An 11938-nucleotide genomic window follows, 5' to 3' on the forward strand; every position below is an offset into this window, starting at 1 on the left:
TTTTTTTGATGATTTAACTTTAAAACCTTTTAATTTCAAATTAGTTATAACTTTTTCTAGTTCCCAAACTGTCATATTTTTAGTGCTAGTTTTTTTAGTTATAGTCAGTAATAGATGACGATAGGTATCGTCATCTAAATTAAGTTGTGTTTTAGCTATATGAATAAGCTTGATGTATTTAGATTTCATCTAGATAGAACCTGATTTTAACTTAACATATTCGGCATAGAGTTCATCATATATCTGTCCATCGACATAACCCTGCCCCTGAACTTCACGCATAAACGAATGTTCATGACTGATTGAAACATGATAATCAGGCATATAGCGTTTAGGATTAGAAAATTTAGTTTTCATTATCAAATTAAATTTTTCTAATAAATCAAATTCATTAGCTATATCAACCAAAATATCTTTAGCATCATCATTTATTGATGGTAGTTTACCTAAATTTTTTTTTATGATTCTTTCAATATCATTTCTAATTGATTCATTTAAGTCAGAAAATGCGACAAAAGATAATTGACCTCCTAAAATATTTTGATTTGCATGAAAAGACGGTTCTTTACCATTTTCAAATTCAATTATTAATGTCACTTTACCCATTTGCTAATTCCTCCAACTCATCGATGATGCGATTAGCTTCACATTCAGATAAACCATATTCTTTACAATGAACTATAAAATTAGCTATCTGGCTTAATATAAATTGATGCAGGATATAAAAATCTTGTGTTTGCATGATTAAATAACCTCCTGTTCAAATGGGACTATTGCAAAATCTTCAACATCTTTTTTGATAGTGATGCCAGGAACATGTGCTACTACATTTGGTTCGTTTAAAATAGCTTCTTTATTAACTTCTTCTTTTGTACGAATAAATCGTTCCAATTTTAGCTTTTTCAGGGTTTCTATAACTGTTTCTAACCCCCGAATAACACACGATGGTGGACGATTGCGCCATTGCACTTCACCAGTAATTAAATTGGCTGATTTAACTTTACCATTGTTGGTTAATTCATCACGGTTTGCTTCGCACCAAATTTGGATACCTTTTTGTATTTCTACTGACTTCTTTTTTAATACTTCAATACTTGATGAATAACTTGCAGTAATTTCAGCGATCTTATCGTTCATTTCGGTTTCTAATCGGATTAATTCACGCTGTATATCGCCTAAATATTTAATAGCCTCTGTTGCTTGATCTTTTGATTGCACAACATAGATTGATGCGGTAGCTTTAATACGTTTTTTAGTCTTTATCATTTCTATAGCTCCTATTCGATTAATGCAAGCGACTAATATCGCGTTCTTTCCATATAACTCGGCAGCCATTTAATTCAAATTGCCCAAACCTGTAATAACCTTCATGTCGGTAATACATCGCTTTACCCACAGCTATAAACTTATTGCACTTTGGGTGATGCTCAATTTCAATAGTTGGCTTTGAAAGTGAATCATGATAAAAACCAATGACGGTAAATTCTTCATTAGATAATATAGTTACAGCCTTATTAACCGCATTGATGCTATTATTGATGAGTTGGTTCTTTTTCATCAGATATCTCCTCGGTCTTTGATACACTCAACAATTACTTCACCTGTAACTTTTAGCGCACCAATGCGTGCAGCTAGATTTAATGCGTTAGAAACAAGGTTATTTACTGCTAATGGATAACATAATGAACGCACTTGCTTTTCACCTCGACGTGTTGTTGCAACACGTAACCGATTGATAATTTCATTAAATGCAGATAAATCAAATAACGTTGTATAGTCCATATCAACACGTGAAAATTTATGCTTGATATATTCTTCAACTTTAAAATCAAGTGGTTTTAAGTTCACAACTTCACAACGCTGAACCACTTCACGAACCTCAGGGTTGTATTCTGATAGTTTTGTTTGTAGCTCTGTTTGCCCAATCAAGATAATTGACAGTAATTTTTTAAAACCTTCTTGTAGCTCATAAAAGCGTTTTAAATGCTTAAGTGTATGAATTGATAAACCATGAGCTTCTTCAATAATCATTAAATGTTTACGACCAGATAACGCACTATTTTTAAGTAAAGTATGCATTTGCCGTGCTCGTGCTTCAGCACTGCGTTTTGGTTTTGCTTGTGGATCAATCGCATTAATGATTGCGCCACTAATATCCATGCTTTTTAGTGATTTACCTTTGACTTCGTTATCTTCCAACCCTAATACATACGGCTCAATAACTGTGATTGGTTCATGATTAATATTGATCCAATCAATTAAATCATGGCGCAATGTGGATTTACCGCTACCTGATTCACCAATTACCGCTAGCATTCCGCCATGTTTTGCCGTTTGACGCATTGCTGCACGAACATAACGGATATCATCGGATAGATAAACGTCGGCATCTTCAGTCATTTCATCCGTAAATGGATCCCTTGGAATGCGGAAATGTGCCCGTGCATCTCGATTTATAGTTTGTTTTCGTAGTAACATATAGGCTGACTCCTTTGTTAAGTTTTCATTTGAGTCAACTGGCACAGCGTCGTCCGCCAAGATTTCGGCTGTGTCAGTTTCTTCTTCAAAAATATTCAGTAAATAATCGTTATTTAAACCTAGTTTAATTAACGCTTTTTCAATTTTTTGCTCTAGTTCATTACGAACTATTGAGCGTGGCCAAATATCATGATTAACCAGCTGATTAATAACGGCTTGACTGATTGAGTTACCTTTATACTCAATCAAGCGGGCAAGCTGTGCTTGTTTAATATTGAACTGTGCCATTACGCTTTTTAATTTCAGCATTATTTAACAATCCTTAGTCCTGTTGTACCGTCACAAACGGCAATTGGAGCGGTAAACGAATGAATTAATGACTCTAGCGCGTCTTCCGGAACGCCGTTTTTATAACTTGCTGATAGCCATTTATTTTCATCTATTGTTAATCTGCGGCCGATTGAGCTAGTAATACGCATTAAAGCGGCTGTTAGCGTTAATGTTGTTGCAGCCGGCTTTAAATGCTCAGGTGTTTCAATTTCATTACCTTTTTTAGCACTTGCTAAATAAGTCGGATGTTCAATATCATCTAAATAATCCAGTGTGTTAAGCTTGCCACCAAACGGTGCTACTTGTTTTTGTTTAGCTTTCTTGATTTCGTCATCATTCATATCTGGATATGCAACTTGATCCATCTCTTTCGCTGCTTGTTCAATTTCGGTATCACCTTTCGATTTGTATTCTTCGCCAATCACTGGTGCATCTAAACATTGTCCAAATTGGTCATAATTGCGATTTGGTTCGACACGATAAATCAGTGCTTCACCGTCATAACGTGACACTTCGATTTGTATTGCACAATCACCGTAAACTAATGAACGCACACTGACTTTATCTTTAACACCAATACCATCTAATCCTTTTAAACTATAAATAAGCGAACTATCCGCTTGCGGGTGTTTAAAGCTAATAGTTAAATCTGGGCGAACTTGACGCTCTTGCTCACGACTTGCCATTAGTGCTTTACAAACATCAATGGGTGGTAATAAGCGTAATTGCTCTGCTGTAATGTATTGCCACAAACTTTGGCGTGAAACTGGCTCTGATAATCCAATACGACGCAAACGTGTATCTTGCCCCGGCAAACGATTGGCGTTATATGCTTCTGCCCAGTTCATTGCAGAATGATTTAGCTCTTCAATACTACGAACAGGTTGAAACTTTAAACGGCTTTCAAATTGTGTTTCGATAATATTATTGGCATTTTCAACACCACCTTTAGCTCTTGCATTACCTGCTTCGTGTTCTAGATATTTAACTTCTAAATGGTCTAACAAATTCTTGATTGCTGATGATGTATTAGCAGAACCTTTATCCCAATAAAGTAGTTGTGGCACACCATGAAATAATCGTCCGTCTTGCTTACCCCAAGCAAACATTAAAAATTGGAATAATGAGTGTTGGTTTTCGCCTGCTGCTTCAACGTACCACGGAATAATGATGCCAGATGCACGGTCATACAATGTGTAACGCCAAACTTTGTATTTAACTTTTGCGTAGTTCTCTAGCTTGTTTTTATAAAAATCACGGTCACGCATAATATGCTGTTTATTTTTCATGTAATAAATCAAACATAAAGATGGATCAATTTCATGCACGTAGTTCGGGTGTAAAGCACGCAATGGTTGCACAGGATTTGCTACTTTTTGCGCTTTTACGTTCAATTTTCGTTGACGCATCAATCGATTAAGTGTTGCATTACTGACATTAATTTCATGCCCATTTTGTTCCAATATGCCACGCGCGGTTGTTGTAAACATAGTTTGCTTGCCATTATCCCGTACTGATTCACGACTCATTGTTGCTATTGCTAATAAAGAATCACTTGAAACACTTATCTTACCTTTATCCGCTCTTGCTTTACGCTCACTTGACCAACCGCAAACTTGTTTTAACTGTCTGTAAATGGTTTGTCTTGAATAACCTAAAAAAGCCTGTGCTTCATCCAAAATAACACCACGTTGCCCGTGGCTGACATTATCCAGTTTGACGGCAACTTCATTTAAATATTCACGAATATTTGGCGCAATCATGTTAATTACCTCTTAAATTACTTATTCATTAATCACACTATCGACAATGTCAGAACCAATCTCATCACTAAAATTCATCCATAAGCGTTGATACGTGTTTTTACTCTGCTGAGCTGTTAATTTTAATGAACCATGTAATATCTTAATTGTTACAACTAATGATTCCGGTAATGAATAAGGCTCTTCAGGGTCATAATTTGGATCATTTTCCATAACTTCTTTTTGTAACTTATCTGCCATTTCCATATATTGCCGTTGTTGTTCTAGTAGTTCATCAATACGTGATTGCGTCTCTGCTATCTGTTTTTTAAATGGCTCTAAACGCTCATCTAACGGCACGGTTTTCATTTCAAATTGAGTCAGTTTTATTGCCAGCTCTTCCTTTTCTTTCGCTACATCCGCATTACGTTTGCTTAATGCTTTGTAGTCAGCTTGCAAATCACTGTTTTCTTTTTTGAGTTGCTCTTTTTCTTTAGCATTTTTAGCAATAAATTCTTCTGCTAACTCAACTAACGCCTCTTTATCACCTGCTTTAGCGACTTCAATTAATGCCGTTTTTTGGTCCTCGGGCAGTTTGCGATATTGACGTAATTCACGGTAGCCGATGCCCATTTGAGACATACTTTCAAGAGCTTCTTCTCCGAATTCTTTTAAATTTTGAATATCTAAATCAGCTTTCTGTACAGATATGCCTAATAAATTACAAAATTCTTCCCAAGTTCCTGTTAAAAAGTCATAACCGTTAGGACTTTTTTTACCTTTTAAATTACGATATAGTTTGTTTTCTTTGACAAAATTTAATTTAGAAGTCCTAACGGTTAGGGAAAATTTAGCAAAAGCATCCGCCATTTGAGCCTGACCTAAAAGCTGGTTAACTAAATCCCGTTCTTCGTTATATTCACTTTGAATCGTAGTCATTGTATTTATTGTGTCATTAATCCCTTGCTCATCAATTGCAGGTAGTTCAATTGCTTCTTTTGTTGGATTTGCTGTTCTTGCCATTTTAGTTATCCTCTTGAACCAGCAGTAATACGTTGATTGATTTCTGTTATTTGGTCTTGCATTTTAGTGATGTGAATTGCATGCGCCTGTGCTATTTGCAACATTTGCACACTATGAGCAAACAAGCCGTTATCAAGCTTAATTACTAAGCCTTCCTCAATTAATGTTTGTAATGATCTGGTAACATTAACAGGTGATTCATTAATCATCTTTGCGATATCGCCATTAGATAAACCCGTTAACGTATAACCTTTAAGCGCTTTTAGTACCTTAAGTATTCGAGTACCAGATGTCGAAATTTGTGATTTGTTCATGTTTTTCGCCCTTTTTCTGTATATGAAAAACTGTTACAATCAGCATTAGTAAGCTTGTTTTAAGCCAAGTTTTACTGCTATATCGTGTGTTTTACCACGATGAGCACGGCTTAAACCATTTAAAACGTTATAAACAACAACGGGGTGGTAACCATTTTCAATCGCCCAAGATTTGATAGTTTTGCCTTTTTGTTGAAATTGTTGCTTAACTTGTTCGGGAGTGAGAACTTTAGACATTTTTAGCTCCTTTGATATAAGTTATTAATAAGTGATTTATAAATTATGTGTTAAATTATGGTATAAATATTTATACCTGTCAAGATAAAAAGTATGCAAAAAAATATCGGATTAAGACTAAAAGAAGAACGTGAACGTATGGGACTTAGCCAAGTTGCTATGGGAGAAATTGCTAATGTAAAGAAATTAACTCAACTTAATTATGAAAAAGGTGAGAGATTTCCTGATGCGTTATATTTATCTACATTAGCTAATTTTGGGTTAGATGTTCAATATGTTGTAACTGGTATTAGAACAACAAATAATTTATCTGTTGATGAGCAAGATTTAATTGACAAATTTAGAACAGCGCCATTGGCAATTAAAGCGGCAGCCTTAGGTGCACTAACGGCAGGAACGGCTCAGCAGGCAGGGGTTAATATTTCGAATAATACAATTCGAGGTGAAGGTCAAATTGCTGGTGGAAATATTTATACAACTAGGAGGCGGAAAACAAAGTGACGGTTAGACTTCAGGATAATACGGCAGAACAAATAGCTGGTAGAGATATTTATAATATTACGTCAAGTAATGATGATGAGTTAGATACTCGCCCGTTAGTTCCCGCTCAACGAAAATCCCTTAATAATTTAATTTCTGATATTGAAAACTACGGGGAGTTAACGGCACCAGAACTATGGTTTAAACTACACGCTACTCTTGGTGTTTGTAGTATTAATGAAATAACTGTTTCACAATTTCCTATTGCCGATAAATTTTTAACTGATGAATTTGAAGCAGCTAAAGAAAAAGCATCTTGCAAAATGCTTATCCATTTGATTCTTTGTGAAATTAACGACAAAGATGAATTAAAAAATAAGATGAATCATTACAGTAAGCGGCAATTTTGTACTTCAGATTTAAAACGGCTTAATAAAATGCAGCTACAAAATGTATTAAATTATGTTGAAGAACTTTCTAATTTAGAGAAATTAAATAATCAAAATTTATATAACCAAACAATAACTTTATTCAGAACTCAAATAAAACCCACGTTAGCAATATTTGCCGTGGGTTTTATTTTGGGTGCGATTATTTTTTAAGGATTAAAGATGAAAAATTTATGGTTATTTTGGATTTCAATTGTATTTAGTGTTTTTGGGCTAGTTGGCTGTGATTCTCATAGTGATTATGAAAAGCAAATTATTAATTATTTAGAACTTAATTTAAAAGATTTTGATAGTGCTAAGTACAAATTCGAAAAACCAGTTAGGGTAAAGATAAACGGAGATAATGCAGACATTATTTTATACTACGTTAATTCTAAAAATAGCTTTGGAGCCTATACTGGTTTTCACGAACGAATATTTGCATTTTTTACAGATAAAGACATGCAATATAAAAATAAGGATATTACTGAAGGCGTAAATGTTGGCTATTACAAAATTGAATCTATAAATAAATAGGATTAAGTATGAATAAATTAAGTTTACTAATTTTATGTTTAGCTTTAGGTTTAACTGGATGTGCTACTAAAAATTACGGGCGACAAGGTGAATTAACTCAATATGAAAAAGAAACCATGACTTGCCGTGAAATAGCACTAGAAAAAGCAAAAGTTCAAGGTTTTATAGAACATGTTGACAAAGAAAGTAAATTTGATGGTCGTTCCGTTCTATCCTTTTTAGGTGATTTTGGGGTTGGTAATGTTATTGAAAAAGGTGAAGCGCTGAAAAGTGCGAATAGGCGGTTGGCGCAATTAAAAGAAGTTGAAGAGAAGAAAGATTGTGGGGAAGAGTAAGTTTGACAGTAATAGAATAATTAACATTAATGGCTAAATATAATAAACACCTATAACTATTGTCAATTTTGAATATGAGGGATAGATATGGATAACTTAAAGATACAAAAATTCGCAGAAGTTAATTTTTCAGATCCTTTTTTTGATTCGTTAAAACGCGATTATGCTCATGGCTTTGTTGATTGGTGGAATAAGAAAGTAAAAACACAAGATACTGCATTTGTTTTATATAATTATAATTATTCATCTATCGATGGTTTTATGTATTTAAAGTTAGAAAATAATGTTGATGATATTACTCCTCCATTAACTAATGGACGTTATCTAAAGATTGGTACATTTAAATTCAACCCGGCAGGAACATTACGTGGTGAACGTTTTATAAAAAAAATATTTGATAACGCCGTAGCAAATAATGTTTCAGGGATATACGTTACAGTTTTTGATAAACATGATTATTTAATTAATCTTTTTAAACGATATGGTTTTTGTATACATGGTACAAAACAAAGTGATAATGGTACAGAAAATGTATTACTAAAAAAAAGAACTTTTTTGGGGGATTTGGAAAAAGATTACCCATATATTAATACTAAAACAAATAAATATTTATTGGCTGTATACCCAAAATACCATACTCAACTTTTCCCAGATTCAATTTTAAAAACAGAATCAAGCTCAATAATTGATGATGTTTCTCATACAAATAGTATTCATAAAGTTTATATTTCTAATATCCCAATGACTGGTAATTTTAATAAAGGGGATATTGTAGTAATTTATAGAACAAGAGAAGAAGGTAAAAGCGCTCATTATTCTGCCGTTACGACATCAATCTGTGTTATTGAAGAAGTAAGGACTATTTCTTCTTTTTCTAACAATAAAAAGTTTGTTGACTATTGTAGTAAATATAGTGTATTCACATTAGATGAATTGAATCAATTATATTCTAAAAATTATTATAAAACTTATTCTCCTTGTTATGTAATAAAGTTTACATATAATATCGCATTATCTCGTCGCCCCAATAGAGCGATACTAATCAATGAGGTTGGTTTAAACGAAAAAGAAAGATGGTCTTGTTTAAAACTAAGCGATAATCAATTTGAAAAAATATTAAAACTAGGTGAAATTAATGAAAGTCTTATTATCAATTAAACCAGAATTTGTAACAAAAATATTATCTGGTGAAAAACGATTTGAATTTAGAAAAAATATTTTTAAAAATAAATCGGTTAAGACTATAGTGATTTATGCGACAATGCCTGTTGGAAAAGTCGTTGGAGAATTTGATATAGATTACGTGATATCGGATAATCCTGATTTAGTGTGGGAAAAAACAAAAAAATATGCGGGTATAAGTAAGCGGTTTTATGATGCATATTTTGAACAAAAACAACAAGCCTTTGCTATCGCTGTTGGTAGAGTGACTCAATATGAGGAACCTAAACCTTTGAACTATTTGGGTAATAATATTGTGGCACCTCAATCATACCGTTATTTATAATTGAAAATATCAATTACATTTAGATTGTTAATGAATAATCTGCCCCCGTTCAAATTACATTTCAAGTAAGTAAGATCATAATAACCTCATACATTAATTTAATTATGAGGTTTTTTATGGCTCATCCAATCAAAAAATTATCCCAGATTCGTTTGTTTAAATGGTATTTAGTCGCTATTACTTTATTTGCAATTATTACGTTAATCTCACCTCAACAGTTGCCTGTCGTTGCTTACAAACTGTCTCTCGTTTTACTGTCTGCTGTTGTGGGTTATCACCTTGATCGCGCTCTTTTTCCTTATGCCTCCCCTGGAGGTTATTTATATAACGATTGGAAAGAGTTTGGTCCTGATTTTTATACTCAGCAATATATTGAATCTTTAGAAAGCAATGAACAACCAGAGGCAATGGATTCCAAAATGTGTGCAGAATACCCTGTTCTTGATGAGTATCGAAACCTATTTGCGGTTGTTCTGATTCGTCGGGCGTTGATTGTTTCCGCTGTGATTCTTGGCGTAACACTTGGATTATAGCCATGCGTTACTTAATCTTAGTTATTGTATTTATGCTGTTTAGTTGTCATTTAGCGCCTGCTATAGCAGTTGTACCAAATGATGCTAAGCAACATCAACGGGAACTGACACGTAATGCACGAGCAATTTTTGGTCTTGATGCGCCAATTGCGTTGTTTGCAGCTCAAATTCATCAGGAATCTCGATGGAAAGTAAACGCAAAATCACATGTTGGTGCTCAAGGTTTGGCTCAGTTTATGCCAGCAACGGCGGATTGGATTGCAGGGGCTTATCCTAAATCATTGGGTAGCAACGAACCTTATAACCCATCTTGGGCACTGCGTGCCTTAGTTCAATATGATTATTGGTTATATCAGCGTATTAATGCAACGGCGAGTGATTGTGATAGATGGGGATTCACCCTTTCGGCATATAACGGCGGACTTGGTTGGGTAAATCGTGATCGTCAGCGAGCAAAACGAGAATATCAAGATGCCACGCATTACTGGGGCGTTGTTGAAAATATTAATGGTGGACGTAACAGCATTAATTTTAAAGAAAACCGTGATTATCCAATTCGTATTATCTACCGCTGGCAACCTGTTTATATAAATGAAAATTGGGGTTTAGGAGTTTGTGATGATTAAAAATATATACAAATTAATCAAAAGCTTTTTTGTGGGCAGTAAAAATTATTTTTTGTTGGGAATAATTTTGGTTGTTGGTTTTGGTGCACTTTACCGATTAGGTATCAGTCATGGCAAATCAATGGCCAAACAAGAATATATTGCTTTAGAAGCACAACAAGCAATGGATACGTTAAGTCAATTTATTGAGAGTACAAAGCAATTAACTAAAGCCGCTAATAATGCAAGTTATTCATTGTCACAGCAGATAGCAGAAAGGAAATTATATGATGAACAATCAACTCAAGCATTACAAGATGCACTTAACAAAACGGCTAATGATCGCACTCATTGCGTGTTTGATGATAGTGTCTTGCAGTTCATCGACTCAGCCCGTGCAAATGCCGCACAAGCAACAACCCATGGTTTTACCAGCACAACTGACGGTACCATGCGAATTACCCGTAAAACGACGAAATAATACGGCGGATGGTTTAGCTGAAGCCTTAAAACAGCTTTATGACCAATACGGGCAGTGCTCAGGTCGATTTATTGAACTAATAAAATATATCAACGAGGTAAATAATGGATAGCGCTGATTTAGCATCAACTGTAGAAATGGAAGCACGGGAACGAATACTAGCAAAACATCAAGCAAAGACAGGAGTATCAAATTTGTATTGTCGAATCTGTGAAGAGCCGATAGCTGAAGAACGTCGAAAAGCATTAGTGACTGATTTATGTATCGAATGTGCTTCGATAGAAGAAAAAAGGAATAAACGATGAATTTTAATGAACTTACTTTTAACTGGCAGTTTTTGCAATGGGCTGTAATGGCGGTGGTTGGTGTTTACTCATGGCTAATTGGTCGTCAATCGGCTAGCCAAAAAGAACTACTAGACTTACGTATTCGAGTAACACAAGTTGAAGAGACGGTTAAGTCATTACCAACTCAGCATCAGGTAACCAAATTGATTGAAAAATTAAGTAGCAACGAAGCTACTTTAAATCAGTTATCTGATCGGCTTTCAGGATTATCTCGTCAATTAGATAACATTAACCAATTTTTATTAAAGAACAAGTGAGGAATTATGAGCTACGCTGAATTTTTAAAAGAAGATCAACGTTTGGTTATTTTGCGTATCTTACATGAAATGCCAAGTTATAGCAGTAATTCTAGTATTATCTATAGTGCGTTAGATCACTATGGCCACGCTATTAGTCGTGATCAAGTTAAAACCCATTTAAGTTGGCTTGGACAGCAAGACTTAATTAAAACCGAAACAATCGGTAGTGTTATTGTTGCTCGTTTAACCGATTTTGGTGCTGATGTGGCTACCGGTAAAGTTGTTGTGCCTGGTGTAAAACGTCCAAGCGCAGGAGCGTAAT

The 11938-nt window shown here is 34.4% G+C and carries 23 protein-coding genes; 13 read left to right on the forward strand and 10 right to left on the reverse strand.

The window, feature by feature from the left end; all coding sequences use genetic code 11:
* The 10 genes from A9G37_RS00290 to A9G37_RS00330 form a co-directional block, all read right to left on the reverse strand.
* Window positions 1–189 (reverse strand): phage protein GemA/Gp16 family protein (locus tag A9G37_RS00290; protein WP_141670974.1); only part of this gene is annotated, 189 nt, incomplete at its 3' end.
* Entirely contained in the window at window positions 190–606 is a 417-nt protein-coding gene (locus tag A9G37_RS00295) for a hypothetical protein (protein WP_065574267.1), read from the reverse strand.
* The gene (locus A9G37_RS12670; protein ID WP_176701830.1) at window positions 599–742 is read right to left on the reverse strand and encodes a hypothetical protein; all 144 of its coding nucleotides are present in this window, start codon (window positions 740–742) and stop codon (window positions 599–601) included. The genes A9G37_RS00295 and A9G37_RS12670 overlap by 8 nt, the downstream gene beginning before the upstream one ends.
* A 2-nt stretch (window positions 743–744) precedes the next feature.
* Window positions 745–1266: a host-nuclease inhibitor Gam family protein gene (locus tag A9G37_RS00300; protein WP_065574268.1), complete on the reverse strand. Its 522-nt coding sequence runs from the start codon at window positions 1264–1266 to the stop codon at window positions 745–747.
* 19 nt (window positions 1267–1285) lie between these two features.
* The gene (locus A9G37_RS00305) at window positions 1286–1558 is read right to left on the reverse strand and encodes a hypothetical protein (RefSeq protein WP_065569109.1); all 273 of its coding nucleotides are present in this window, start codon (window positions 1556–1558) and stop codon (window positions 1286–1288) included.
* A complete protein-coding gene (locus A9G37_RS00310) occupies window positions 1558–2787 on the reverse strand; it encodes an AAA family ATPase (protein WP_065574269.1) in 1230 nt (409 codons plus the stop codon). Before A9G37_RS00310 ends, A9G37_RS00305 begins: the two co-directional genes overlap by 1 nt.
* Entirely contained in the window at window positions 2787–4571 is a 1785-nt protein-coding gene (locus A9G37_RS00315; RefSeq protein WP_065574270.1) for a DDE-type integrase/transposase/recombinase, read from the reverse strand. The genes A9G37_RS00310 and A9G37_RS00315 overlap by 1 nt, the downstream gene beginning before the upstream one ends.
* A gap of 21 nt (window positions 4572–4592) precedes the next feature.
* Complete coding sequence (locus A9G37_RS00320) at window positions 4593–5573, reverse strand: hypothetical protein (protein ID WP_065574271.1); 981 nt, start codon at window positions 5571–5573, stop codon at window positions 4593–4595.
* A 5-nt stretch (window positions 5574–5578) separates the two neighbouring features.
* A complete protein-coding gene (locus A9G37_RS00325; protein ID WP_065574272.1) occupies window positions 5579–5887 on the reverse strand; it encodes a helix-turn-helix domain-containing protein in 309 nt (102 codons plus the stop codon).
* A 45-nt stretch (window positions 5888–5932) separates the two neighbouring features.
* Window positions 5933–6124 carry a DNA-binding protein gene (locus tag A9G37_RS00330; protein WP_065567015.1) on the reverse strand — a complete coding sequence of 64 codons (192 nt, stop codon included), beginning with the start codon at window positions 6122–6124 and terminating at the stop codon, window positions 5933–5935.
* Between the two features lie 93 nt (window positions 6125–6217).
* Here A9G37_RS00330 and A9G37_RS00335 point away from each other — a divergent pair, with 93 nt between their 5' ends.
* The 13 genes from A9G37_RS00335 to A9G37_RS00390 all read left to right on the forward strand — a co-directional run bounded on the left by A9G37_RS00335 (window position 6218) and on the right by A9G37_RS00390 (window position 11937).
* The gene (locus A9G37_RS00335; RefSeq protein ID WP_065574273.1) at window positions 6218–6625 is read left to right on the forward strand and encodes a helix-turn-helix domain-containing protein; all 408 of its coding nucleotides are present in this window, start codon (window positions 6218–6220) and stop codon (window positions 6623–6625) included.
* Window positions 6622–7206, forward strand: coding sequence for a hypothetical protein (locus tag A9G37_RS00340; protein WP_065574274.1), 585 nt, complete (start codon window positions 6622–6624; stop codon window positions 7204–7206). The genes A9G37_RS00335 and A9G37_RS00340 overlap by 4 nt, the downstream gene beginning before the upstream one ends.
* A gap of 9 nt (window positions 7207–7215) precedes the next feature.
* Window positions 7216–7569: a hypothetical protein gene (locus A9G37_RS00345; RefSeq protein WP_065574275.1), complete on the forward strand. Its 354-nt coding sequence runs from the start codon at window positions 7216–7218 to the stop codon at window positions 7567–7569.
* A gap of 8 nt (window positions 7570–7577) precedes the next feature.
* On the forward strand, window positions 7578–7904 hold the full coding sequence (locus A9G37_RS00350) for a hypothetical protein (RefSeq protein WP_065574276.1): 327 nt from the start codon (window positions 7578–7580) through the stop codon (window positions 7902–7904).
* 87 nt (window positions 7905–7991) lie between these two features.
* Window positions 7992–9062 (forward strand): acetyltransferase, encoded by a 1071-nt coding sequence (locus A9G37_RS00355; protein ID WP_065574277.1) that lies wholly within the window; start codon window positions 7992–7994, stop codon window positions 9060–9062.
* Window positions 9040–9411 carry an ASCH domain-containing protein gene (locus A9G37_RS00360; RefSeq protein WP_065574278.1) on the forward strand — a complete coding sequence of 124 codons (372 nt, stop codon included), beginning with the start codon at window positions 9040–9042 and terminating at the stop codon, window positions 9409–9411. The genes A9G37_RS00355 and A9G37_RS00360 overlap by 23 nt, the downstream gene beginning before the upstream one ends.
* A gap of 116 nt (window positions 9412–9527) precedes the next feature.
* Window positions 9528–9944, forward strand: a complete 417-nt coding sequence (locus A9G37_RS00365) for a putative holin (protein WP_065574279.1) — start codon at window positions 9528–9530, stop codon at window positions 9942–9944.
* Between the two features lie 2 nt (window positions 9945–9946).
* Window positions 9947–10570, forward strand: a complete 624-nt coding sequence (locus A9G37_RS00370; protein WP_081297585.1) for a transglycosylase SLT domain-containing protein — start codon at window positions 9947–9949, stop codon at window positions 10568–10570.
* Window positions 10563–11030, forward strand: a complete 468-nt coding sequence (locus A9G37_RS00375) for a hypothetical protein (RefSeq protein ID WP_065574280.1) — start codon at window positions 10563–10565, stop codon at window positions 11028–11030. Before A9G37_RS00370 ends, A9G37_RS00375 begins: the two co-directional genes overlap by 8 nt.
* Entirely contained in the window at window positions 10972–11142 is a 171-nt protein-coding gene (locus tag A9G37_RS13350) for a hypothetical protein (RefSeq protein ID WP_442903126.1), read from the forward strand. The genes A9G37_RS00375 and A9G37_RS13350 overlap by 59 nt, the downstream gene beginning before the upstream one ends.
* Window positions 11135–11335, forward strand: a complete 201-nt coding sequence (locus tag A9G37_RS00380; RefSeq protein WP_065574281.1) for a TraR/DksA C4-type zinc finger protein — start codon at window positions 11135–11137, stop codon at window positions 11333–11335. Before A9G37_RS13350 ends, A9G37_RS00380 begins: the two co-directional genes overlap by 8 nt.
* The gene (locus A9G37_RS00385; protein ID WP_065574282.1) at window positions 11332–11634 is read left to right on the forward strand and encodes a DUF2730 family protein; all 303 of its coding nucleotides are present in this window, start codon (window positions 11332–11334) and stop codon (window positions 11632–11634) included. Before A9G37_RS00380 ends, A9G37_RS00385 begins: the two co-directional genes overlap by 4 nt.
* Before the next feature lie 6 nt (window positions 11635–11640).
* Window positions 11641–11937: a VpaChn25_0724 family phage protein gene (locus A9G37_RS00390; protein ID WP_065574283.1), complete on the forward strand. Its 297-nt coding sequence runs from the start codon at window positions 11641–11643 to the stop codon at window positions 11935–11937.
* The last annotated feature ends 1 nt before the right edge of the window (window position 11938 follow it).

It is taken from the genome of Gilliamella sp. GillExp13 (genome assembly GCF_001690815.1).
Taxonomy (GTDB): domain Bacteria; phylum Pseudomonadota; class Gammaproteobacteria; order Enterobacterales; family Orbaceae; genus Gilliamella; species Gilliamella bombi.